Annotated in this window: 30 protein-coding genes; 2 read left to right on the forward strand and 28 right to left on the reverse strand. The window is 35.3% G+C overall.

The window, feature by feature from the left end; genetic code table 11:
- Nucleotides 1–12: 12 nt before the first annotated feature.
- The 23 genes from ACIQXW_RS11225 to ACIQXW_RS11335 form a co-directional block, all read right to left on the reverse strand.
- Nucleotides 13–1,200 (reverse strand): phage major capsid protein, encoded by a 1,188-nt coding sequence (locus ACIQXW_RS11225; RefSeq protein WP_402762071.1) that lies wholly within the window; start codon nt 1,198–1,200, stop codon nt 13–15.
- Between the two features lie 37 nt (nt 1,201–1,237).
- Nucleotides 1,238–1,975, reverse strand: a complete 738-nt coding sequence (locus ACIQXW_RS11230; RefSeq protein ID WP_402762074.1) for a head maturation protease, ClpP-related — start codon at nt 1,973–1,975, stop codon at nt 1,238–1,240.
- Nucleotides 1,972–3,126, reverse strand: a complete 1,155-nt coding sequence (locus ACIQXW_RS11235) for a phage portal protein (RefSeq protein WP_402762077.1) — start codon at nt 3,124–3,126, stop codon at nt 1,972–1,974. The genes ACIQXW_RS11230 and ACIQXW_RS11235 overlap by 4 nt, the downstream gene beginning before the upstream one ends.
- A gap of 12 nt (nt 3,127–3,138) precedes the next feature.
- The gene (locus ACIQXW_RS11240; RefSeq protein ID WP_402762080.1) at nt 3,139–4,812 is read right to left on the reverse strand and encodes a terminase TerL endonuclease subunit; all 1,674 of its coding nucleotides are present in this window, start codon (nt 4,810–4,812) and stop codon (nt 3,139–3,141) included.
- The gene (locus tag ACIQXW_RS11245; protein WP_402762083.1) at nt 4,772–5,281 is read right to left on the reverse strand and encodes a P27 family phage terminase small subunit; all 510 of its coding nucleotides are present in this window, start codon (nt 5,279–5,281) and stop codon (nt 4,772–4,774) included. The genes ACIQXW_RS11240 and ACIQXW_RS11245 overlap by 41 nt, the downstream gene beginning before the upstream one ends.
- Before the next feature lie 154 nt (nt 5,282–5,435).
- On the reverse strand, nt 5,436–5,753 hold the full coding sequence (locus tag ACIQXW_RS11250) for a hypothetical protein (protein WP_402762085.1): 318 nt from the start codon (nt 5,751–5,753) through the stop codon (nt 5,436–5,438).
- Entirely contained in the window at nt 5,747–6,067 is a 321-nt protein-coding gene (locus ACIQXW_RS11255) for an HNH endonuclease (RefSeq protein ID WP_402762088.1), read from the reverse strand. Before ACIQXW_RS11255 ends, ACIQXW_RS11250 begins: the two co-directional genes overlap by 7 nt.
- Before the next feature lie 211 nt (nt 6,068–6,278).
- Nucleotides 6,279–6,788, reverse strand: a complete 510-nt coding sequence (locus tag ACIQXW_RS11260) for a hypothetical protein (RefSeq protein WP_402762091.1) — start codon at nt 6,786–6,788, stop codon at nt 6,279–6,281.
- A gap of 98 nt (nt 6,789–6,886) precedes the next feature.
- Nucleotides 6,887–7,261, reverse strand: a complete 375-nt coding sequence (locus ACIQXW_RS11265) for a hypothetical protein (RefSeq protein WP_402762094.1) — start codon at nt 7,259–7,261, stop codon at nt 6,887–6,889.
- Nucleotides 7,262–7,389: 128 nt separating this feature from the next.
- The gene (locus ACIQXW_RS11270) at nt 7,390–7,923 is read right to left on the reverse strand and encodes a hypothetical protein (protein WP_402762097.1); all 534 of its coding nucleotides are present in this window, start codon (nt 7,921–7,923) and stop codon (nt 7,390–7,392) included.
- 46 nt (nt 7,924–7,969) lie between these two features.
- Complete coding sequence (locus ACIQXW_RS11275) at nt 7,970–8,473, reverse strand: hypothetical protein (RefSeq protein WP_402762100.1); 504 nt, start codon at nt 8,471–8,473, stop codon at nt 7,970–7,972.
- Nucleotides 8,474–8,534: 61 nt separating this feature from the next.
- Nucleotides 8,535–9,257 (reverse strand): phosphoadenosine phosphosulfate reductase domain-containing protein, encoded by a 723-nt coding sequence (locus ACIQXW_RS11280; protein ID WP_402762103.1) that lies wholly within the window; start codon nt 9,255–9,257, stop codon nt 8,535–8,537.
- 24 nt (nt 9,258–9,281) lie between these two features.
- The gene (locus ACIQXW_RS11285) at nt 9,282–9,569 is read right to left on the reverse strand and encodes a hypothetical protein (protein WP_402762105.1); all 288 of its coding nucleotides are present in this window, start codon (nt 9,567–9,569) and stop codon (nt 9,282–9,284) included.
- 29 nt (nt 9,570–9,598) lie between these two features.
- Nucleotides 9,599–10,003 carry a hypothetical protein gene (locus ACIQXW_RS11290; protein WP_402762108.1) on the reverse strand — a complete coding sequence of 135 codons (405 nt, stop codon included), beginning with the start codon at nt 10,001–10,003 and terminating at the stop codon, nt 9,599–9,601.
- Nucleotides 10,004–10,237: 234 nt separating this feature from the next.
- Nucleotides 10,238–10,459, reverse strand: coding sequence for a hypothetical protein (locus ACIQXW_RS11295; RefSeq protein ID WP_402762111.1), 222 nt, complete (start codon nt 10,457–10,459; stop codon nt 10,238–10,240).
- Nucleotides 10,460–10,491: 32 nt separating this feature from the next.
- Complete coding sequence (locus ACIQXW_RS11300) at nt 10,492–11,037, reverse strand: Holliday junction resolvase RecU (RefSeq protein WP_402762114.1); 546 nt, start codon at nt 11,035–11,037, stop codon at nt 10,492–10,494.
- Between the two features lie 48 nt (nt 11,038–11,085).
- The gene (locus ACIQXW_RS11305; protein WP_402762117.1) at nt 11,086–12,060 is read right to left on the reverse strand and encodes a ParB/RepB/Spo0J family partition protein; all 975 of its coding nucleotides are present in this window, start codon (nt 12,058–12,060) and stop codon (nt 11,086–11,088) included.
- Nucleotides 12,061–12,095: 35 nt separating this feature from the next.
- Complete coding sequence (locus ACIQXW_RS11310) at nt 12,096–12,857, reverse strand: ParA family protein (protein ID WP_402762120.1); 762 nt, start codon at nt 12,855–12,857, stop codon at nt 12,096–12,098.
- Entirely contained in the window at nt 12,829–13,725 is an 897-nt protein-coding gene (locus ACIQXW_RS11315) for a rolling circle replication-associated protein (protein ID WP_402762123.1), read from the reverse strand. The genes ACIQXW_RS11310 and ACIQXW_RS11315 overlap by 29 nt, the downstream gene beginning before the upstream one ends.
- Before the next feature lie 264 nt (nt 13,726–13,989).
- Entirely contained in the window at nt 13,990–14,145 is a 156-nt protein-coding gene (locus tag ACIQXW_RS11320; protein ID WP_402762125.1) for a DUF6906 family protein, read from the reverse strand.
- 133 nt (nt 14,146–14,278) lie between these two features.
- Entirely contained in the window at nt 14,279–14,629 is a 351-nt protein-coding gene (locus ACIQXW_RS11325) for a hypothetical protein (RefSeq protein ID WP_402762127.1), read from the reverse strand.
- Nucleotides 14,630–14,646: 17 nt separating this feature from the next.
- Nucleotides 14,647–14,835, reverse strand: a complete 189-nt coding sequence (locus ACIQXW_RS11330) for a hypothetical protein (protein WP_402762129.1) — start codon at nt 14,833–14,835, stop codon at nt 14,647–14,649.
- 116 nt (nt 14,836–14,951) lie between these two features.
- On the reverse strand, nt 14,952–15,113 hold the full coding sequence (locus ACIQXW_RS11335) for a hypothetical protein (protein WP_402762131.1): 162 nt from the start codon (nt 15,111–15,113) through the stop codon (nt 14,952–14,954).
- Between the two features lie 140 nt (nt 15,114–15,253).
- On the opposite strand from ACIQXW_RS11335, the gene ACIQXW_RS11340 reads away from it, so the two are divergent.
- Nucleotides 15,254–15,628 (forward strand): helix-turn-helix domain-containing protein, encoded by a 375-nt coding sequence (locus ACIQXW_RS11340; protein WP_402762133.1) that lies wholly within the window; start codon nt 15,254–15,256, stop codon nt 15,626–15,628.
- Nucleotides 15,629–16,152: 524 nt separating this feature from the next.
- The gene (locus tag ACIQXW_RS11345; RefSeq protein WP_402762136.1) at nt 16,153–18,069 is read left to right on the forward strand and encodes a recombinase family protein; all 1,917 of its coding nucleotides are present in this window, start codon (nt 16,153–16,155) and stop codon (nt 18,067–18,069) included.
- 104 nt (nt 18,070–18,173) lie between these two features.
- Here the strand turns inward: ACIQXW_RS11345 and ACIQXW_RS11350 are convergent, their stop codons facing one another.
- From ACIQXW_RS11350 to dnaJ, 5 genes are all read right to left on the reverse strand, one after another.
- Nucleotides 18,174–18,668 (reverse strand): hypothetical protein, encoded by a 495-nt coding sequence (locus tag ACIQXW_RS11350; RefSeq protein WP_402762139.1) that lies wholly within the window; start codon nt 18,666–18,668, stop codon nt 18,174–18,176.
- Between the two features lie 11 nt (nt 18,669–18,679).
- A complete protein-coding gene (locus ACIQXW_RS11355) occupies nt 18,680–19,270 on the reverse strand; it encodes a hypothetical protein (RefSeq protein WP_402762141.1) in 591 nt (196 codons plus the stop codon).
- Nucleotides 19,271–19,559: 289 nt separating this feature from the next.
- A complete protein-coding gene (locus tag ACIQXW_RS11360; RefSeq protein ID WP_402762144.1) occupies nt 19,560–20,297 on the reverse strand; it encodes a 16S rRNA (uracil(1498)-N(3))-methyltransferase in 738 nt (245 codons plus the stop codon).
- A 77-nt stretch (nt 20,298–20,374) separates the two neighbouring features.
- The gene (gene prmA / locus ACIQXW_RS11365; RefSeq protein ID WP_340823608.1) at nt 20,375–21,316 is read right to left on the reverse strand and encodes a 50S ribosomal protein L11 methyltransferase; all 942 of its coding nucleotides are present in this window, start codon (nt 21,314–21,316) and stop codon (nt 20,375–20,377) included.
- Nucleotides 21,317–21,337: 21 nt separating this feature from the next.
- Entirely contained in the window at nt 21,338–22,456 is a 1,119-nt protein-coding gene (gene dnaJ, locus ACIQXW_RS11370) for a molecular chaperone DnaJ (RefSeq protein WP_340823607.1), read from the reverse strand.
- Nucleotides 22,457–22,615 lie beyond the last annotated feature (159 nt).

The raw sequence follows: 22,615 nt of genomic DNA on the forward strand, positions 1-22,615 counted from the left end.
TGTTTCCCCTCCTTACGGTGTGTCTGGTGTTTGTGTCACACCCGTTGATGCATTATTAATAGCAGTTTTTGTAATATCAAATACTGTAAACGCTTCGTTATCAAGAGGTTGCCCGTTTATTAATTGGCGAGTTAAATAGAGACGTTGGTCTTGTATCATTCGCACATGATCCGATGATTCTAACGTTGCCTTACCTGCGCCCATCCAGTAATCTTTTGGTTTACCCGAAACCATTTTGTTTAGCGGTACAGCTGAACATTTAATGATTTCAAGCTCTGGCACTGGGAAATTTCCAAAAGTCCAAACACCATCCTCACGTTGTTTAGCACCATACGCAAATAATTTAGAGTAGTAGTCAAATGGGTTAATAATTAGTACAACATCTTGCGCATCACGTTTTCCATTTTTTGTTGAGGGTGCTAAAATTTTTGTACCAATCTCATGAGGTGTAAATGACACTAATTCCACTGTCGCTTTTTCAGGATAAACGCCACCAACTACCGCACCATCAAGATTTCGCATCATACCAATCGGTTGTTTGTTCCCTGTACCGTTTACAATTACTTTTTCTAATTCTGCTGATACAACTTCTGCCATGATTGCTCGCACATATCGATCTAACCATTCAGGTCCAAGCTCAAACATTGCTTTACATACAACTAAGAAGCCTGATAATTTGTATGCTTTTGCTTCAATTGTTTTGAAACCACTATCCATCATTTCTTGAATTTCGTCGCATACATCGCCCCAATATGCTGTTGTAGCACCTTCTTTGCGTACAACCCATTGTGTAGTAGCACCAAGTTGCGTAAAGTTTACGAGTGATAACAATGGATGATCCAGGGCTAAGTCTTCAAATACACGATCATATACTGTCGGAGGCATAAGCGCTAATACCTCGTCGAAAGATTCTACTTCAATCGCTTGTGAGTAAAATTTTTTCTCTTCATTTGTTAATTGGCGTACTCCGCGAGTAGCCAAGACTGTCGCATCCCATTGTTGCTCATTTGCGCGTTTTGCTTCACGGATGGTTGTGTTCATTACATCCTGATAATGAGTAAAGTTCTCTTCATATTGCTGTACAATGCGGGCCGCAACTTCTGCTGCATCGCCATTTTCAAATGCAGCTTTCAAACCTTCGATTTGCGCTTGTTTGTCAATGCCTTGTGACTCTTTATCTAAATTTTTTATACCTGTCATATAAATGACCTCCTATTTTTAAATAAAATAAAAACGCCTACTCAGTTGAGTTGCGTTGGAATTTTTTTATAATATTATTTGATTGTTGTGTGGACTCCTGCTTAAAACGAGCAAGGACACTATATTTATATGCTTCTGCATTCGCTTTGTCCGCTTCTTCATCTTTTGTATCCTCAGTTGCAGTAGCAAAACCAATCGCTATAGCTTCATCTGCCGTGAACCACGTTTCATTTATTACAAATTGTTTCATCTCATCACGTGTTATTTTCGCTTTAGTCATATAAATATCTAAAAGTGATTCGTCTAGTTTTGTCATCATATCGATAGTTTTTTGCATTTCTGTTTTAGAACCAATAGCAATGGTCCATGCCTCGTGTACCATTATCATAGCACCTAGTTTCATGATTAATTCATCCGCTGCCATAGCAATAATAGATGCAGCTGAACAAGCCCAACCATCAACAATGATTTTCACCTTAGCTTGATGATCCTTCAATCGGTTGTAAATAGCGATTCCATCAAAAGCATCGCCCCCAGGACTATTTAATCTTATCGTGATATTACTTGTCTTTACTTCTTTCAGTGCACTGTCAATGTCATTAGCGGACGTTGATTCATACCAAAAACTTTCACCTATATCACCATAGATAGTTAAGACTGTTTCGTCATTAATCTCATTCACTTCAATAGCAAAGTTTTTTGGAATTTCCGGTATCATGTCCTCATACTGAGAATTTTTGAAACGTCTTCGTCTTTTATTTGCTTGAACTGTCAATTTTCCTCACCTCCTTTTAATGCCTCTTCTGCATCTTGATAGTTCTTTGTAACGTGACGCTTATTCGCTATTTCATCATCGACTATTTCATGGCCTAACTCGCTTAAAATATCATTAATTGTATAGACTCCAATCGCAAACATTTTATCGAAGGCAGTTGCCAACTGTACGATATCTGTGATTTTTATTTTCGATGTGTCTATCTTTACATAAGTACGATTTAGATATTCTTCTTTGGAATACGCCTTACGATTAAATTCGTCCTCCATCATCTCCGCTGGCGGATTCAAGGCAAACATAATAAAATTGTCAGTCTGTTTATCTATGTCAGCGAGGTCGCCTTTCAACAAGCCACGAGGGACGTGAAATGCCATTGCTACATAATTAAAAATGTCGTCTATAAGATTGCTAATGTCTCGGCTATCAATGGTTAAACCAACTTTTGCATCTGACATATCCTCTAGCTCAAAACCCTCTTGTAATTGAAAAGCGACACTTTTTTTATCTGGATCAAACCAATTCTTCAATTGAGTTTCAAACATGTCATCAATTTTCTTTTGTGTCACATCGTCCTGCGCCCTTAAAAAATCACCTTTGACTAATACGCGTTTATTATTCTTTAGCTTGTAATAACTTTTAGCTGCTTCAATCATTTTCCCATGAGAATCATACAAGTCATTAATCACTGAGAGAATTTTTGTATCAGTCAACTTCAAACGAATGACTTCTGATTCATTAAACATCTTGTTCATCGCTAAATTTCCAATTTGTATTCCTGAATATTTATTCTCCTGGAATGCGAACTCTTCCACATTAAAGCTGTCAGCTATGTAGAAGTTATCATCCTGCATGACGATTAAACATTCACCTTCATAGATAAATTTACGAATAGCCTTATGAAAGAATGCCGTTGCATTTTGATTTTGATTCGGCTGCACGTTTAAAGCGTAGTACATGTTCCCACGATGAGCCTTGCCCTCTTTAAATGTCTTTATTTCGCATCTCGATAAAGCATTTGCAATTAAGTTTACGCAAGTTTCTACTGCAAGCTTTTTGTAATAATACTCTGCTGATAATTCATAGTAGCAATCTTTCAGGCTTTCTAATTGACCGTTTTTAAAGAACCTCTTTACCCATTGCCACATGCTCAAATTCCTCACCTCCTAGTAGCTGTATGTTTTAAATGCTCTTACTACATTTTCTTCTGTGATAATTTGCTTTTCAGTTAATAAGTTTTCATGCTGTAGAGCGTGTAAGAATGCAAAAAAGCCGTCAGTCTTCCGTAACTCTGGCTCAATTTTTTCATATGTGATATTTCCTTTTCCGTCTCGTTTCACATACGTATTCCACGTATACCAACGCATCATAAAATCGTTGCCCCACAATATTTTTTCATGCGAGAACATTTCTTCGATAATAGGCTCTAATATCGTGTGAGTTAGCGAACCTTTTCGAGCTTTAATAAGATCCAATCCATATTCTTTGAATTTTTCTTCCAAGTGACTAAATTTTACGTGGTCTGCTGCAACAGTCTTTATCCTATATTTTTTAGACTGCTCTACAAACCAATTCGCGATTATTTCTGGACTATTTGTTTCCTCATAAATGATGGTGACAAGCCCCATTTTCTCTGCCAAAGCAATATCAATTTTAAAATCATACAGTTTTAAACTACGATGATTGATGAAAGTATGGTTTAACCAATAGCGTTTTCCTTCGTGTTTAAAAAGCAATCCTACCCCGACAAAATCACGTATATCTGCATAATCAACTCCACCTATGCATTCTTGTCCTGTCAGATCTGGCAATGGCTTGCTAGCTGCTTCTAATTTTGGCCAATCCGTTACTCCATTTGCTGATAACATAAATGGTAAATTCATTCGTTTTGTTACAAATTCGATTCGAAGTGATGGACGAGTTTTTAGATTTTCATACTCCATTTCCATTTCTAATTTTAAATGTGGCAAGAAGTGAATACCTGGATTCGCTTTTTCCCACATAGCAAAATCATGCATTTCCTCTTCTTCATCAAGATGAGCCAAAAACGGAAACATTCGACTGTTCGGCAATTCACCTTTTAAAATCATTTCTGCTTCAGCTTTAAAGTCATCCAGTACACCACCGCGTACATATCCATCAGTTGTAATATAGATTCTTCTAGCTCTAGGTACTTTACCTAATGCTGATGTGAATACTTTGATATTATCGTAGGATTCATATTCGTGCACTTCGTCAAAAATAATGACACCAGGGCGTAGACCATCTTTTGTTTTGGCGTTATTAGTATGATAAGTAAGCACAGATTGAGATTTCAAATGGATTATTTCTTCCTTAGTCCATTTGAAATGCTTTTTCATCTTTACTTTTTTACTTTCAAGTACATTTCTAACATCATTGAAAGATGTTTTTGCTTGTTTTTCGGATGTGGCTACAATGTCAACGTTATAAAAAGGAATGCCTTGTTTCGCTATAAAATAAAAACTAATGGCAGCAATAAAACCATTCTTCCCAGCACCACGAGCCCATAACAAAAGGAATTCATTAAATACTAATGTTTCATCATCGTAGAAAAGTCCAACTATACAGGCTAATACAAATAACTGTGCTGGATACAGTTTAAACGTGAAATAGCGTTCAATAAATTCCTTTGCTTCGGTTATTTCATTTGTATCAATAATAACGTTTGGCTGATTCAGTTTGCGTTCGACTAGGTCAATAAGTAGCATTACATCTTTCGATACAATATAACTACCGCTTCTTACTCCATTAATATAATCATCGATGTAAGGATGGAACTTATAGTTCGTCATCATCATTATCAGGATCTGGCTTTTCAATATCAGTAACCTTCAAACCTAGTTCGGCCAAAATCCTTAACATTTGTGCATTCGTTTTATTAAGCTCGCCTACACTATCATTCTTTTTCTGTCCATGCATACCTGGAACAGTAACACCACGATCATTGATATCCTCAATCAACTTATTCTTTACATCCCATAAAGCCATATAATCATCCACTAAATCAATGTAATAAGAATGTGTAGCACCTTTTTCATGTAACTGCTCTTTCAAGTCCTTTTCAATTATCAATCGAAGTCTATTGTGACTAGGTACTAACTCTACAGAAGGTGGTGCATCAATCAACTCTTCTTGCACACTTTTTTCTACAAGCTTTTCTTTTTTTCTTTTCCAATGATGGCGTTTATACCATGACTTTACCGTATTTTCTGTAACTCCATACTTTGCAGCAATGTCCTTATATTTCATGCCATTGAGCCAATCATAAAAAGCTAATTCATGTGACATGCACCCTTTCCGCCTACCTTTCGTGTGTATTTTTATACATTTCAAATTTGTGTGCACTTTCTCGCGGGAGAAATTAAAAAAATATCTTTTCCCATGAACCCCTACCGTTGAACGAATCCCCTAAAAAAGTCGAAACTTTTTGATGGGGGGGTATCTATTTGACGTACTGAAGATGTTTATCTGCAAAATCAACAATGTACTTAACCTCATCGTCTGAAATACGTAACAAGTCACAGATGAATTGCATCTTACTATCATCAGTTAATTGATCGCGTACCTTAACAATCGTCATGTGCTTGCACTTGCGAGAGTTTACACAGTCTCTTATCTGTTTGTAACGATAATAAGCATAACGAGTAAAAGCATTTAACATATCACGCTCATACCAATCATGCTGTTGTTTTATAACTGCATCATCAATTTCCTTTGTATCAAATGACCATGTACCATCACCAAGAAGCATACTTACCATCTCTCTTCATTAGTAAACTTAGGCGCTCTAACTGATTCCAATCGATCATGCACCTCGTTATGGCACTTGATACATAAACATTGAAGATTACTCAATGTTAATGACAAATGAGGATGTGTCTTCACTTCTTTCATGTGATGCACATTCTCAGCTTTATGGTAACGCCCAGTTGCTTTACAAAGCTGGCACTCGTAGTTGTCTCGTTTCAATGCTTCTTTACGTAATGACATCCACTCTCTTGATTTATAGAACTTCATAAGCTCGCCACTATTAATATGTGAATGGAGTTGTTGTATGCGTTCTGGTTTTATCATTGTTCACCCTCTCAAGGCATAATAAAAAGTCACACCTGATTAGATGTGACTCTGTAGTGTTGACGTTCCGCAAACGTCTATTAAACTTTATTGCCTGTTTAAAACAGGACTTCTATGTCGATTGGAAGACTATTGTAAAGTAAATCCAATTACTCTACATTTACACTATATTATATTTATAATGCATAAAAAAGGGCATGTTTTTGACATCTTATAACTGAATGCGCAATCCATCAATTCCAAATATTAATACAGATAATGCATGTACCGCTTCTTTTAGATCCCTTCTAACTGTACGTTCATTTAATTCATGAAGCTCCGCAATATCCTCATATGTTTTTTTATCTTCATTAATATAGAAATGTATCAATGTATTATATTTCCTAATATCTTCTTTCCCCTGCCGCTCACAATCTTTTTTGTAAAACTCTAGCATCTTATCAATGAAGTTCATCATATTCATAGTTCTTGCACTACTACGTGTTAGAGATTCAATAGACAGATATTCACCGCCAATTGCAATAAATGGATCATCTTCTGTTTCCGTTTTATTCTTTTCAACTAATTCTTCACATCTTGCTTTTAGGTTATGGTAATTCCTTAGCAAAAGTCGAGTATTGAAAAGCCTTCTATCTGACTTTTTTGTTTGTTCTTCTCTTTGTAGTTCACTAAATTTGGTTATTACTATTTCAGTAATTTTCTCTAATTCGATACTTTCCATAGGAACACTCCTTCATCGCATTTCATCTAGTCCTCATATAGTTCATTTAGTAAAAATATTGCAATTATCAGCTGATAACCATATAAAAATTTGATAATTTAACCATGATAGTAATTTTCATCTTCATCCTCAAACAATCCATTTACAGCTTTCCATGCTGTTATTTCATCTTGCTTAATTAGTTTTTGTTCTTCTTTGTGAAAAGCTGCATCACGTGCATTCCCAATTAACGGTATAAATTGACTGTGATAATCCATCTCTATAAAATCATCCCCATAACCCTTATACGGATTTTCTACACCTGTTAATTCTGTTAAAAATGCATATTCGTCATAACTTATTGCTACGCGATTGAAGTGTCTACCGCATACTGATGTGCTTGTTATCTCTGCGTTTTGATATATCGCTTCAATTTTCATTTTTCGCACTCCTTGCTGAATAAAATCTTTGTCGATTAACGGGTTAACCATCATATTCTACTTCGCATATTGAACTACAAAAAAACTGCACCTGATTCGTCGGGATTATACGAATTTCCACAACCTTCATAATATTTATTCATGAACCCACTCCCTCTTTCTGAACAATATTTATCTTGTGTTTAATCATGCTCTGACCACTTATCATGGATTTTATGAAATTTTGCTTCTAACTCGCTCAATGCTACACCAATTGAACGATTAACTGGATCATCTACTGTAGAAATCATTCTCTGAATGCATTGTAAGTCTAAAATCGTTTGTAAGTGTAAATCTGCTGCCTCTTGAATTTCATCTTTTGGTATTAAAAGCGAGCTACTTTCGACAGACACCCCATCCCAATGATCGTTACTTTCTAGTATTGAGATTATTTCATTGATGTACGGCTCATCTGTATTTATTACTACATAAGAGTTATACGGCCTTTTACCATCAACCTGTCGTCCCTCTTCGATATTCGTCAAAAGTGAGTCTAACAATGGTGTTACTTCATTTAAAACATGTTCACTGTTGTATTTAACTAAATCAGCTATATTGATTACTGTATATTTTTGCTCTTTACCTTCAAGTACTGTACCTTCAAATGCAGATTCCGCTTTTAAATGTTTTAAAATAGCCACTACTTCCTCGTTAATTCGTGAATAATTGTCGTTCATTTCATTTCCTCCTTCTATACGGTTTCCTCATATGGTTCAGTAATTGCTATTTATCAAAATCAATTTCTTCCCACTTAGACCATCCTTCAAAACCTTTTTCTGCTGGATCATCTTCTCTTTCTTTATCTTCAACTATGCAAGCTACCTTTTTAACTTCTAAAATATATACTTGTTCATCACCAGACAAGCTCTCTTCCATAATGGACTCCTTAGCTGCCTCATAATCCGCCAAAGCACTTTTATAAGTATCATGTAAGCTGAATTCATTAAAAGATGTATCATATACAGCAAATTTATCTGGTCTAAGAATCAACTTGGTATACTCTAACTCGTTTGCATAGCCCTCACTGAATGCTAATGCTAAAATACAAAACGTTTCTTCATCACCATATTTATTTATTGCTTCACTTGGTACACCAACAGCATTTAACTTTTCGTGATTAGTTGCATTATTTTCAACAAGAATATAAGCACTTTCTCCACCGTTTTGTTCGATTACCTCTAAGCTGTTTAGAACGTCTAAGATTGCTTGCTTATCAATTGCTTTCATATAAATTCTCCTCCAAATGTTTTTTGTATTGACTGTAAATTCTCCTCATATTGTGCAGCAACTACATAACTGCACTGGCATAAGCGATTTCGCATAATATGCCACACTCACCCATCACTTCATCTTCAATTCTGCCTCGTTCTGGATTTAACTCATCTAAGTAAACCCCTTTAATACAAGTAGCACCGATTTCTCTTTCTAATGCAGCCATTTCGTAAAAACGTTCTGGGAAATGCTTACGAATCATATTCCAGTAGCCCATACCGCCTTTAACGCAACCAACGCAATTGTTATTGCGGAATCCTAGCTCATACATTAATGGTCGTTTAATGCCCAATCGTTCAAGCAACCCATGTACTTCATCTTTTGTTAGCATCGCATCAATTAAAGGAAATACGTGTTCATGTTCTGGTGTCGTTTGTAATAGTCGTTCAGCACGATGTTTTTCCTCACTGTCATAGCCCCATACATAGCGCAATAAATCATCTTGTGTCTGTTCCCACCGTTGTCTTACTTTGCGCTTTAATTCACTCGTACATGGAGCACCAGATGGACCATTGATATATCTTCGTTTACGTAAAGTCTCCGTTGCACTATACGTTTTTTCATTTTTTATTATCGTGAATTTACGCCCAATTGCTTTCTCACAATCTTTCAAAAATCTATAGGTATCTTCGTGTTGTTCTTTTACATCAATGAAATAAATTTCGTCTATCTGGTCTTGCATCAAATAGATTGATATAAAGCTACTTACACCACCACTAAACCAAGCGATAGTTTTCATTTTCACTCTCCCTTACTACTTTATTTATATAAACGGTAACCCTTCATCTGCGGTAATATTAATACTTTCAACAACTTCTAATACTTTTTCCGCTTCTTTAATACAGCCTTTAAATAGACCACTCCCCATAAACCATTTATCTTTAGCAATTATTTTATTGCACTTCTCATGTAAGTGAAAACGCATCTGCTGCTCATCCTGTTTTGCTGTAACATAAATAGCATTTATTCTTCTTTCTATTTCTTTTAAGCACCCATAACACTCATGCGTCTTTCGTGTTAATACCACTTTTTTATTTATAATTTCTAACATGGGTTGTTTACCTCCCATCACTAAATGAATTAATTTAAGGTTTCACTTATATCAGCTTTTAACCATTCTGTATTTATTTTTTCGCACTTTGGCTTTGGCCCTAGTTTTTTTGTCATTATTTCTTTCATTCGATTTGATTCCGCTTTTATCTTTTCGACTCCCACATGTTCAATCAATTTAACTAATTTTACGGCTACATCAATTTCTAAAAATAACATTGTTTCTTCGTAACTCTCTATAACATCAGGTACATGAACATCAAATATTCTTGCTCCTGACTCAAATTCGAAAATCCTAAATAGATTTGGAAATGGAATAGCGCTAAAACTTAAATCATCAATCGTGATTTTATGACCTGTCAATTTTACCCACTCATTACAAAGCAAATAGAATTCTTCCGCTTCTGGCGATACTGATACAAAGATTTTTTTCAATACAACCACCCTTTTTTATTTTTCTATTATTCTTTTAATCTGCTTGCGATTTAGTTTAGAAACACTCTTAGGAAACCCATATTGCTTTCGTACTTCTTCTCTAGTCATGCCATGCACTATGCGACAATGTGCTTTCGTAATAACAATACCTATATGATTGCATTCCTTTACAGGACACTTTAGATACCCGCCCTGTTTTGCATTCCAGAATGACTCAGACATCATGCTTCCCCCTTACACTTGATTAATAAATTCATAACAACATTTAATATCTCTAAAAACCTCTTCAAACTCTGCTTCTCTTTCTACGATATAAAATTTTTCTGTTCGACTTATTCTCAGATCACCAATGAATAATTGACTTTCAATCTGCAATTCTTCCAGTTGCAGAAAAATAAAATCATCACGTTGGATACTAATATCACATTCGAAAATGTTTAACTGTATAATTGACATTACTTTGCTCGCTCCTCGCCCCTAACTCTTAGTCAACGCAATGCGTGTTCTAAATTAAGTGCGTCTATATAATCAACAGTAAAGCCATTCCCTGATTTAGCACGTTCACAATTTTCTCTAAAAAAATCGATTGCTATAGATTTAGTACCTCTTTCAGTTCCCTGACTTTCATAAAACTCCGCTAATTGTTCAAAACGTAATACATAAATTTCTGGCTCATTTTTTCCTTCCAACCAAAAAGCAACTAATAAAAAAGCAATCGCTCCATGCTTGTGCCAAGACTTTAATAGCTGATACTGATGAGGTGAGATGTTTTTCAAAGGAAAACGTTTAAGCTTTGTTTCTTTCGCATCGAATATAATTGAATAGCCCTCGTAAATACCGCTATAGTCTACCCATGTCGCAGTATCAAGATGGCCTGATACTTTGTTTCCTTCAGTTTTAAGTATTTTCACATGCGTAGGTACTTTTCTAATATCTGCTAACCAAGCATTGCGATATTGGTTATTTGTCATTTCTACAAGCATTTCTAATTTCGCGCCACGGTTAGCATGGCCTCCACTATATGTCTTTCTCACTTCTACCAACCCTTCCATTGTGTGTGGCCCAATAAATGGGCCACATTGTTATCTAATCTTTTTTATACTCATAATCACGTATCCATCTGGAATATCGTATTGTCCTCCTTCCAGAAGGTACACCACGCGCACTTCAACAAATTCGCCAGTGTAAGCCATCTTCTCAGGCTCAAACTCATTCAACTTCAATTTGTCACCTTCGCGGAAATTACGATTATTAAAGCGATACTCCCACGACTTCAATCCTTTGATTACTGCTTGAAAAGGCTTAGGATGTATTTTTATTTCATGTGTGATAGGCTTGTCCTTCTGCTCAGATTCAATAACTTCTTGACGCATGGCCTTTGCTGACGCTGGCGTTAATGCCTTACCTTGCTCAACACTTTCCTGCACCAATTCTTTTTGTTGTTCTTGTGAAAGCCGTGACATTTCATATGCTGTTGTGATATTGATGTTTTCTTTCGTAAATTCATCTTTAAGCTCTTGCGTTAGATTTTTATTGATGCTGTCCATCCTTTGTATCTGCGCCGAAGATACTCCCATAAGTTCTGCTACAATTTCACGTTTACGCCCTGTAAGTTGATAACCACCATTTTTCAATTTTTGTAATAATTCATATAGCCTTGCAGCCTGTATCGTTTTTTCAGCATCAGTTAATATCCGTGTCGTAGAGTTGGCAAGTATCAGCTGTAATTCCGCTTGTATATCGTCTGTAGATTTAATGATTTTGCAAGGCGCTTTTTCAAAATTATTTTTCCCTTCGCTACATAATTCCTGCATTGCTTTTAAACGCCTATGCCCGCTAACTAACTCGTAAGTTCCATTGTCTTTGACACGGACCACTAAGTTTTGCTGTAGGCCATAAAGCTCAATACTTGCTTTAAGATCTGCTACATCATCAACACTGTAGTTATTCTTTGGTGAAGGCTGGATGTGATTTAAAGCAATATGCTCAATCTTGAAAGCTACACTTTGCTTTTTGGATTCTGTGTTCATAAGTTGGGATAGATTGAATTTTGACATTTGAAAGCCCCTTTCTTAAAATGTGCCCGACTCTATCACAATTCTAAATATTCTTTTACTAGCGCTACATAATCCACGCAAGCTGTTGACCGCTTCGCGTAATCTAACAACGGCTTTCTACTGAACGTCATTTCATCTACTTTTACAGTCTTTCTAACTCGCGTGGCGAACATTGGATACCCTTGTTGTTCTAACAATTCCGCCCCTTGTTGATTTACGCTACTCCGTTGATACATCGTGATAAAACAACCAGCAAAACGAATATCACTATTAAACTCACTTACATCCTCGATTTGCTCAATTATTTGCTCTAATCCATCAAAACTAAATTGGTCTATTTTAATTGGTACTAACACATCATCAGAAGCAACTAATGCATTTATAACTGTCATATTAATATCTGGAGCATTGTCTATAATTACGTAATCATATTGATCTTTCACTTTCTCTAGCTTTTTACGTAGCCGCGTTTGCTGTGGGCGCGACACATCCATTAAGATTTCTTTATTCGTGCGTAACAAATTCATATTTGCAGTGATAATATCCAGCCCATCATAATTTGTTTGCTGAATAACGTTATTCACATCCATCTTTTTATCTGTTAATAACTCAGATAATCCATAACTCGAAGGATCGTAAAGCCCGAAAAACTTTGATGTATTACCTTGCTTGTCGTTATCGATAATTAATACACGCTTTCCATGTATAGCAACCAGTGTGTAAGCAATATTGATAGTTGAAACTGTTTTTGCTACGCCACCTTTTAGATTAATAATGCTGATCGTCTTCATCGTCATATGTTGTTCTCCCTTTTTTTGTAAAATTATCTATCCGCTTCATTCGTACATGCAAATACGCCCCTGAAACAAAATCAGAAAACTTCACTTGCATATCTTTAAATTGGTATTCTTTGTGCCACTTTTCAAATATCTCTTGTGCTGAAATTTCTTCTTTAGCTATTTTTTCAGCACGCCTGCGTGTTAATTTTGTATCCGCTACGGTAACAGTTGGCTGCTTCAAATTACGCGAAGGTGTATAGCGTTTCATTGTTTTGTTGCCTTTTTCTTTTGTAATGTAGCGGGCCATTCCTTCAAAGCCAAAATCATCACTTTGCAATCTGCGCGATTGAGTACGTCCCCCGCAATTCCACAAATTTTCTGCAATATCGCGATTAGGGAAGTTAGTAACCATGTGATGATGCGCCCTTACCTTATTTCCATCGCGTGTATGCTCTGTTACGTAGATATATTTCAATTCAAAATTCATAAACTGGCTTTGCTTCTTTAACCAGTTTTTCATTCGTCTAACAAGGTTTGTCATATCTTTTTTGGCTTGCTCGAAATCCGCTGGCATTTTTCCTTCTGGATATGTGTACGTAAGCCAAATATCATCAAAATTTTTAAAATTAGCATTGATAAGCCTTGTTACATGTTTTTTTGTATTCTTATCATTCAAATTCTTTTGTGAATCGCTACTCTCTTCGCCTCTTTTTTTACGTGTTCCTTGTGGGATTTTCCAAAATGGATATGCTTCGACTTCCAATATTGGCCCACTCTTTATTGTTTTCACTCTATATCCAGCTAAAGATTCCGCACGCAAACTATCAAAATGCGATTGTTCGCAATTCTTTTTTTCTATTGCAAACGATTCTTCATATGTCGCCAATACATGCTTCAACTTATGCTTTCTTATCCTCATAACAACTCTCTCCCGATGATATTAATAATCTATTAGCCTTGTTATTTTTATAGCTTGGTCGTAAATGTAATATCTATTACAAGGACGTAATTGACTATTTGCCGCGAAGATTGTTATACTTTCGATAAGATATATGGCAATAGTCATGTGAGCCGTGCTTACTGGTCAGAGTAAGTACGGCATTTTTTTGTTTAAAATCAAAGCCCTTGCGACTTCTCACAAAGGCTTTTTTTATGGTGCAGGAATAGAGCGTAATTTACCTGTTATTCGGTGAATAATAAGCCACTTATTTTTTAACTTTTTACTAATCAGCCAATTGTCAGGATTCAAACGTAAACTCTTTAAATAAATCTTTTGTTGTCTTGTTAAATTACGGCCTTGTTTCATTAAGATTTCCCTCATCTTTACGGACGCGAACTAGACACATGCTCCGTTTCTTGATATGATTTGAATTAAGATAATTTCCTAGGTTTACCTGCTGTTTAATCGTTGGAGCGATTAAGCAGTTTTTTTATGTCCTTTAACAAGGATTTGAGTCATATTTCACAACCTCTGCCAATTTACCTTGTTGATGCAGTTGACTAGCAATTTTATAAAGTTTATTTAGGCGTTTTTCTTTTATTTGTCCTTCTAAACGTTTTATATAATCAGCGCTTTCAGTTAGATCGTCTATCCGCTCTTTCACTAAATCAAAGTCCCCTTTTCGAAAATGGATATTAATAGCTGATATTAAATCTTTACAACAAGCACTTTCTTTTGAGTGCTCTATTTGAAGTTTGTCTAATCCACCTATGATTTTCTTATTCGTGAAATCTACAAACACCAAATTTTTCAAAGCTTGTCCATATCCAGTTTGAAGTTGTTCAAGCATTATATTTCCCCCTCTAATTAAATGGCATTTTGAATAATGGCTTTTTTCGAAGGAACAGGCGAAACCATACATCCGATATTTAAAGGTTTCATCTCTCGAATCGCTAAATTTAACTGCTCCTCGTTGTAAATGCCGTATTTGGCTAATGCTCTTTTTATTTTTTCTTGTTGTAAATTGTCTTGGTTAATATTATTTGTCGCCTTCATACCCTCACCTCATAAATAATCAAAAGTAGCTTTGTTATAGTCGTATAAACTATTAGATTTCTATACCGTCATTGGCTCGGTATCACAGCGCATAGATTCATTGAAACTAGCATTTTTTATGAAACAACTTTTTCAACATTATTAATCTTATTTTTATTAGATTGTTGTTGAGTTAAACAAAATGCATTTGTCGCGCCAACTATATACATAAGTTGTTCATCATCCAATAACCTTAATTTCTCTAACACTTTATTAATTTCTTCCTCTTTCGCCATCATTATCACCTCATCGCGTTCTCATAAGAACAATATAACAGCTATTTCGTGTTCTTTCAAGAACAAAATTTTATTTTTCGTTTTATTTCGTTCTTGCAGGAACAAATTATTTTATGTACCATATAGAAGAGGTGGTGTTAAAGATGATTGGAGAACGAATACAAGTAATAAGGAAAGAAAGCGATTTATCTCAAGAGGAATTTGGGAAACGTTTGGCAGTCTCTAGGAATGTAGTTGCTAAATATGAAAATGGACTTGTTGAGCCACCAGAGCTGTTCCTAAACCATTTATGTATGAAATTTGGAGTTAGTGAGGATTGGATAAAAACTGGCCAAGGCGATATTTATGCCGCTATAACAGAGGATGATTTAGTTTCAGAAAAATTAGGGATTATTCTCGCGTCAGATAATGACATGATCAAAGACATTATCACAAAAGCATATGAACTTGATGAAGATTATTTATTAATGCTTAATCAACTTATCGATGGTATGCTTGCGAAGCAATCAAAAAAGTAGCTCTTATTCATCAGAGCTACTTTTTTTAATTGCTGCTTTTACTAAGTAAAACAGCCTGCGTATTAATTTCTCATCATTTAATTCTTCAATCATTTTTATTAACCCTTTTTTCACCCTTACCACCTCTTAGCTCATTATACACCGAACATATGTTCTTACCAATTATTATTTATGTATTTTAAACTTTTCAATAATGACAGTATTCGACATTATTGTTATTTACATTTTATATCCAAATACCTAATATTCATATCACTTTTGTACGACCAGCTTCGACATATTAAGAAATTCTTTACTTTTCTTACATTTCCTCCGTTACTTTTTAACTATTTTATGTCGAATAATGTAATAAAAGGGCGTATAACCAATAATTCTTTTTCGCCATTTTTTCATAATTTATACATTATTTTGTTATAATTAAGCAATCGCAGTAAAAAGCTTGATATCTACCGCATTTCTTGCTTAATATTACACATATAAACAAGCAGACAATGTACTATTCTAAGGAAGAGAGGAATTATAGTTTGAAAAAAGCAGCATTATACGTACGTGTGAGTACATTGCACCAAGTTGATAAAGATTCATTACCTTTCCAACGCCAAGAGTTGGAAAATTACGCTAAATATGCTTTGAATATCGAAGATGTAGAAATTTTTGAAGATGCTGGCTATTCGGCTAAAAATACTGATCGCCCTAGATATCAACAAATGATGCAGCGTATACGTAACGGTGAATTTACACATTTACTTGTATGGAAAATAGATAGAATATCGCGTAATCTTAAAGATTTTTCTGAAATGTATGAGGAATTGAAGAACTACAAGGTGACTTTCGTTTCAAAAAATGAACAATTCGATACTTCTTCTGCAATGGGTGAAGCTATGTTGAAAATCATTCTTGTATTTGCAGAGTTGGAACGTAAATTAACAGCAGAACGAGTATTTTCTATCATGCTGTCAAGAGCTGAAAAAGGACTGTGGAACGGTGCGACTGTACCAATTGGCTATGTATGGTCTGATGAGGCTAAGTTCCCTGTCGTGGATCAAGAAGAAGCCGCTATTGTTCATTATATTTACGATATATATGAAAAGATTGCATCCACTTCTAAGGTGGCTTTTCGCTTGAATAATGAACAGGTTAAAACTAAACGAGGTGGAAAATGGACAGCTAAAACCGTTAGGGATATATTAAGAAACCCGTTTTACATCGGAACTTATCGTTACAACATAAGAAAAAGCGAGGGTAGCAGACGCTTAAAAAATAAAGAAGAATGGATTGTTGTAGAAGATAACCACACGCCAATTATTTCAAAAGAACAATATCATCGTGTCAATAAAATGTTGACTGATAATTACAAAGGTATTGGAGATGCACAACGAGCAAATATACACACACATGTTTTTTCTAGGATGCTCTACTGTGGGAAATGCGATATGTTACTTACCGCTGGATTGGATGCTGCACGAAAAGACGGTTATCGCCCTTCTCGTTATACTTGTTCAACTAATAAACTTACAGAAAACACTCATAACTGTAATAACTTTGTGAGCGATATAACACTAATTCCTTTTGTTTTAAACTATGTATCAAACCTAATTAGACTACAAGATAAAGTAACACCTAAACATGCATTAAAAGACATCGAGAGAATGTTATTACGCGGGAGTGCATTTGTGGACGTTTTAGGAATAAATCGCGAGGCATTGCAAGATACACATTTAATGTTTATTGAGGGTTTTAATGCGCAGCCGTACGCGCTTGAATCTGAAAATGAACCATCCCATTCCTCTCTTGCCATAGATCAGATAATAAAGGAAAAACAAAAATTCGAGAAAGCACTTGGCCGACTTGAGGATTTATTTTTGTTCAGCGAAGAAGCAATGAGTGAAAAAGATTATATTTTTAAAAAGCGCGAATTGTTGAGTAAAGTGGAAAAATTAAATGAAGAGCTAAATAATAAATACCAGGAATCTTCTTCAAGTGGAATGGACAAGTCATTTTTAAATAATGCCAAACATTTTTTGATAACACAGGAATTATTCCATAGTCGTGATATAGATTATAGAGAATTACTTGATATTGTGGGTAAAGAAATGATTACAGATTTCATACAGTCAGTTATTAGTAAAATCATTGTGACTGATAAAAAAATTAGATCCATTACTTTTAAAAATGGTATCAAACACAATTTTGCATACAAACCATTACAAGATCGCAAATCAAATAATCGAGAAAAATTCTTATATCAATCTTACGAAGAAATTGTATTAATTCATCTCAAAGAGCATGGTTCTGCAAATCGTACTGAGTTAGAGAATTTAACCAACATGAAACGTAGTAGCACTCTCGCACTTCTTCATGAAATGATGGAAAAAGGTTTAATTGTGAAAAGAGGCAACTCAGTTGCTATTCGATATTATATAAACAAGATAAAAGATTAGATATTGTTTTCAAAAATTAAAAGTCTCCTTTCTAATAAAACGAAAGGAGATTTTTTAATACTATATTTTTTTATGATAAAGTTGATTAAAAATTATTTATCAATTTAGAATAATTCAAATAAATCATCGGAGTTTTGCAAAGTTGCCTCTGTATATGATGATAAAAGTAAATTTAATTTTTTTAATATCATATCTGAAGAGTGGTCATTTTCTAATAGGAAATTTTTATACATACTTTCTGTTAAGTAAACTTTACCTGTCCCCACTTTATCAGGTACATCATCATCAAACATATATACAGTAAAAAATATTTCTTTATTTATATCATATTCCAGTTTATTAAAAAAATCTTTTCTAAGGTATTCACCAATTACAAAATATTGTTTTTTTGCACCCTTTGTAACTACATGTGTACTATACATTTCATTAATTTTTTCTACAAATTTACCAGTAGGTAATGTTAAATGTTTCAATAACTTCTTATCTATTTTTTCCCATAACAATTGGTTCTTTTTATTTTTTTTCTCCATTAATTTCTCTACAAATATATCCATTGTTTTATGATAATATTGAAGTTCTTCTTTCTCTTCTTTATTCATATGAATTCCCCTTAATTTATTGATTTTAATGTACTTTCATACAACCTTGCACTATCTAGTATAGACTGTGTATTCCCTTTTAACGATTGTATAACCAACTCATCAGTTAATTTATGTTCTTCATTCAATTTAACTTTATTTATTATGTAATTTTCATATCTCTGAAAAGCTTCTTGAAATTTACCTGATCCCGCTACAGGATAATTTGATAAATCACTTATATATTTAGAGTATGTAATATCTATATTAGAACAGAACTTTGCTCTTATAGATAATTCATCCACTTGCTCTTTTGATAATAAATTATCTGCCATAGCTATAATTTCTTCTAATTCCTTTATAAAACTTTGTAGCACCGTATCATGAAAAATTTGATTTTCTTTAAAGGCTAAAAAAGCCTTAGAAATATCAGTGACCACGTTTAAGAGGAACAATGTTAAAATAAAACCCACAATTGTTGCAGATATTCCAAAATAGTTCAAAACACTATTTGAATCTTTCCAAAATAAAAGAATTCCAAACAAAATAAAGCTACTGATAACTGCTAAAATTATAATATTTGTGTTCTTTGTGTTCTTTTTGTTCTTTTTGTTCTTTTTCATTTTAGAACTCCTTCTTTAATATATGTATATAGTATAACTCTATACCCAGATATTGACCTAAAGATATAACTTATACAGTAATACTTTAACATACGTAAAACACAAAAAATAGCCAATTCAAATTTTCGAATTGGCTATCTTTATCATTCATTAATTAAATTAAACCACAGTTGTTTTCCCCAAGCCGTTAACCCTTATCCTTATTAAGTTTGTACGCAATCATAATGTAGTTTACTCATGCACAGCCAAGTGTGTGAAAAGCCACTTTTGACAAGGCTAAACACCTCTTTCATTCAAATTCATATGATATTGCAGATAGCGCATAAAGTGGCGCTGTTTCTGCACGTAAAATTCTTGGACCAAGAGACATCGTTTGCGCGCCAGCTTGCTTCAGTGTATCTGCTTCTTTACGCGCAATTCCACCTTCTGGACCGAAGATAATAAGGATTGATTTCGACTCCTTATCATACACGTTTTTTAGCTTATCCGCAAACCTTGTGCGTTTTTCTGCCTTTGCATCCTCTTCATCTGCAATAAATACAGCGTCAAAATCACCCATACGCGATACAAGCTGAGAAAATTTTATTGGTTCATATATTTCTGGAATGTGTGTGCGATGTGATTGCTCCGCTGCCTCTTTTGCAATTTTTTGCAAGCGCTCCTGCTTTTTCGCACCTTTTTTAACATCCCATTTTACAATGGATCGCTCCGCTTCAAATGGTAATAAGGCGTACATGCCAAGCTCTGTTGCTTTTTGTGTAATGAGTTCTAGTTTATCACCTTTAGGCAACCCACAAGCAACTGTTACACGAATAGGGAGCTCTGGAGAGGGAATTGTTCGTCCAGTCGCTTTCACAAGAACATCATCATCTTCAAATGCAGCAATTGTGCAAATATAAGCAGTATCTTGTGCCACGACGATGATTTCCGCACCTTCTTTCATACGCATAACACGCATAATATGGCGCGCATCTTCACCTGAAATGCGGGCTGAATCAATAGTTGTGTCGATGAAATAACGTTGCATAGCTCACACTCCTTTCTTATAAAGAAAACGCCAAACCGTAAGCACTCGGCTCACGATTTGGCGCTTCCTTGGTCAATTTATTGTGGTCGACGAGCGATAATCGCTACCCAATCTTCCATTAATAATACTTCTTCTATAACAAAACCTGAAGCTTCAAGTGCTGCTTTCACATCATCTCGTTTCGCCCCAATGATGCCTGAAGTGACATATAATCCACCTGGTTTGACAATTGTAAATGCATCGTCAGTAAAGGACATAATTATCTCTGCTAAAATGTTCGCGACTACAACATCAGCTGGCTCTTTCACAGTATCTAATAAGTTACCATGGAAAACTTCAACTTTATCGCTTACTTTGTTTAACGCAACATTTTCTTTGGCAGAACGTACAGCTACTTCATCCAAATCAAGCGCATGCACACTTTTTGCACCGAGCATTGCTGCACCAATTGAAAGAACCCCAGAGCCTGTGCCAATGTCGACAACCGTGTCGCCTTCTTTCACGACTTTCTCGAGACCTTGTAAGCACATAACCGTAGTTGGGTGTGTTCCTGTACCAAATGCCATACCAGGATCTAACTCAATGATTAATTCATCCGTTGAAACTGGTGTATAGTCTTCCCATGTCGGTACAATTGTAAAACGTTCCGAAATTTTAACAGGGTGATAGTATTGCTTCCACGCTGTCGCCCAATCTTCCTCGTTCACTTCTACAATCGAAACAACATTTTCTCCGATATCAATGTTGAAATTCGTTAAATTCGTAATCGCCGCCTTGATTTCTTCGACTGTTTCATTTAAAAAGCTAGACTCTGATAAGTAAGCTTTAACGATAACACCCTCTTTTGGGAAATCTTCTTCATTTAGCGCGTAAATTTCACCATACTGATCTTCACGTGGCTTCGCAAATTCAGCTGAATCCTCAATAACAACACCACTAGCCCCTGCTTCATGCAAAATATTTGAAATTGCTTCCACCGCTTCATTTTTTGTATGAATGGATAATTCTGACCACTTCACGTAGCTCTTCAGCTCCTCTAATTATTCACCTTGGAATTTTTTCTTGATTTTATCAAATAGTGAGCTTCCTTGTTCTTCTGGAATATCGCCACTAATTTCTGCAAATTCACGTAGTAATTGTTTTTGTTTTTCTGTTAGCTTTTCTGGCGTAATAACCCTAACTGTTACATATTGGTTACCCGTTCCATAACCATGCACATTTTTTACGCCTTTATCTTTCAAGCGGAATTGTGCACCTGATTGTGTACCCGCTGGAATACGTAATTTCACTTTACCATGTACAGTCGGTACTTCAATTTCATCGCCTAATGCTGCTTGAGGGAATGTTAATTTTAATTCGTAGTAAATATCATCGCCATCGCGCTCGAATTCATTGTGCCCTTGAACGCGGAACATGATGTATAAGTCACCTGCTGGACCACCGTTAATACCAGGTTCACCTTGACCTGTTACACGAATTTGTTGACCATCATCCACACCTGCTGGAATTGATACTTTAATTTTTTTACGTTTTTGAACTTTACCTTCACCGCGACAAGTTGAACATTTTTCTTTAATAATTTTACCTGTTCCGTGACATGTCGTACAAGTACGACGATTCATCATGCGGCCAAATGGTGTATCGACAGCCTGATTAATTTGTCCTGCACCTTTACATGTCGAACATGTCTCAGGAGATGTTCCTGGTTTAGCACCCGAGCCATGGCATGTATCACATGTTTCGTCTTTAGGAATTTCAATTTCTGTTTCTTTCCCGAAAATTGCTTCCTCAAATTTAATATTCATGCGGTATTGCAGATCGTCACCTTTACGTGGTGCATTTGGGTCTTGTCGGCGTCCACCACCGCCAAAGAATGAACTGAAAATATCCTCGAAGCCGCCAAAGCCACCGCCTCCAAAGCCACCACCAAAGCCTGCATTTGGATCTTCATGTCCAAATTGGTCGTAGCGGGCTTTTTTCTGATCGTCACTTAATACTTCATAAGCTTCAGCAATTTCTTTGAATTTTTCATCCGCACCTGGCTCTTTATTTAGATCAGGATGGTATTGTTTTGATAATTTACGGTATGCCTTTTTAATGTCATCTTTAGAAGCCGATTTCGTTAAACCAAGCACCTCGTAATAATCGCGTTTCTCCATGATTCACACTCCGCTCTTTTTGCATAAAATCTATTGTAACATGCAGTCTAAAAAACTGCCTCTATTTTCGCCATAATTTTCACTTTTCTATCAATGCATCTATGCCCTATTGTCGAATTGACATGTCGATGACACTTCGAGTTCATCTACTAGAACATC

The sequence above is a fragment of the Lysinibacillus sp. NPDC097162 genome (assembly GCF_044762185.1).
Taxonomy (GTDB): Bacteria; Bacillota; Bacilli; order Bacillales_A; family Planococcaceae; genus Lysinibacillus.

Bases quoted from the DNA above. Each gene is read 5' to 3' on its own strand.
- ACIQXW_RS11225 (WP_402762071.1), bottom strand. From the start codon at position 1,200: ATGACAGGTATAAAAAATTTAGATAAAGAGTCACAAGGCATTGACAAA.
- ACIQXW_RS11245 (WP_402762083.1), bottom strand. From the start codon at position 5,281: ATGTCACATGAATTAGCTTTTTATGATTGGCTCAATGGCATGAAATAT.
- ACIQXW_RS11250 (WP_402762085.1), bottom strand. From the start codon at position 5,753: ATGGTAAGTATGCTTCTTGGTGATGGTACATGGTCATTTGATACAAAG.
- ACIQXW_RS11255 (WP_402762088.1), bottom strand. From the start codon at position 6,067: ATGATAAAACCAGAACGCATACAACAACTCCATTCACATATTAATAGT.
- ACIQXW_RS11260 (WP_402762091.1), bottom strand. From the start codon at position 6,788: ATGGAAAGTATCGAATTAGAGAAAATTACTGAAATAGTAATAACCAAA.
- ACIQXW_RS11265 (WP_402762094.1), bottom strand. From the start codon at position 7,261: ATGATGGTTAACCCGTTAATCGACAAAGATTTTATTCAGCAAGGAGTG.
- ACIQXW_RS11270 (WP_402762097.1), bottom strand. From the start codon at position 7,923: ATGAACGACAATTATTCACGAATTAACGAGGAAGTAGTGGCTATTTTA.
- ACIQXW_RS11275 (WP_402762100.1), bottom strand. From the start codon at position 8,473: ATGAAAGCAATTGATAAGCAAGCAATCTTAGACGTTCTAAACAGCTTA.
- ACIQXW_RS11280 (WP_402762103.1), bottom strand. From the start codon at position 9,257: ATGAAAACTATCGCTTGGTTTAGTGGTGGTGTAAGTAGCTTTATATCA.
- ACIQXW_RS11285 (WP_402762105.1), bottom strand. From the start codon at position 9,569: ATGTTAGAAATTATAAATAAAAAAGTGGTATTAACACGAAAGACGCAT.
- ACIQXW_RS11295 (WP_402762111.1), bottom strand. From the start codon at position 10,459: ATGTCAATTATACAGTTAAACATTTTCGAATGTGATATTAGTATCCAA.
- ACIQXW_RS11305 (WP_402762117.1), bottom strand. From the start codon at position 12,060: ATGTCAAAATTCAATCTATCCCAACTTATGAACACAGAATCCAAAAAG.
- ACIQXW_RS11310 (WP_402762120.1), bottom strand. From the start codon at position 12,857: ATGACGATGAAGACGATCAGCATTATTAATCTAAAAGGTGGCGTAGCA.
- ACIQXW_RS11320 (WP_402762125.1), bottom strand. From the start codon at position 14,145: ATGAAACAAGGCCGTAATTTAACAAGACAACAAAAGATTTATTTAAAG.
- ACIQXW_RS11325 (WP_402762127.1), bottom strand. From the start codon at position 14,629: ATGCTTGAACAACTTCAAACTGGATATGGACAAGCTTTGAAAAATTTG.
- ACIQXW_RS11330 (WP_402762129.1), bottom strand. From the start codon at position 14,835: ATGAAGGCGACAAATAATATTAACCAAGACAATTTACAACAAGAAAAA.
- ACIQXW_RS11335 (WP_402762131.1), bottom strand. From the start codon at position 15,113: ATGATGGCGAAAGAGGAAGAAATTAATAAAGTGTTAGAGAAATTAAGG.
- ACIQXW_RS11340 (WP_402762133.1), top strand. From the start codon at position 15,254: ATGATTGGAGAACGAATACAAGTAATAAGGAAAGAAAGCGATTTATCT.
- ACIQXW_RS11350 (WP_402762139.1), bottom strand. From the start codon at position 18,668: ATGAATAAAGAAGAGAAAGAAGAACTTCAATATTATCATAAAACAATG.
- ACIQXW_RS11355 (WP_402762141.1), bottom strand. From the start codon at position 19,270: ATGAAAAAGAACAAAAAGAACAAAAAGAACACAAAGAACACAAATATT.
- ACIQXW_RS11360 (WP_402762144.1), bottom strand. From the start codon at position 20,297: ATGCAACGTTATTTCATCGACACAACTATTGATTCAGCCCGCATTTCA.
- dnaJ (WP_340823607.1), bottom strand. From the start codon at position 22,456: ATGGAGAAACGCGATTATTACGAGGTGCTTGGTTTAACGAAATCGGCT.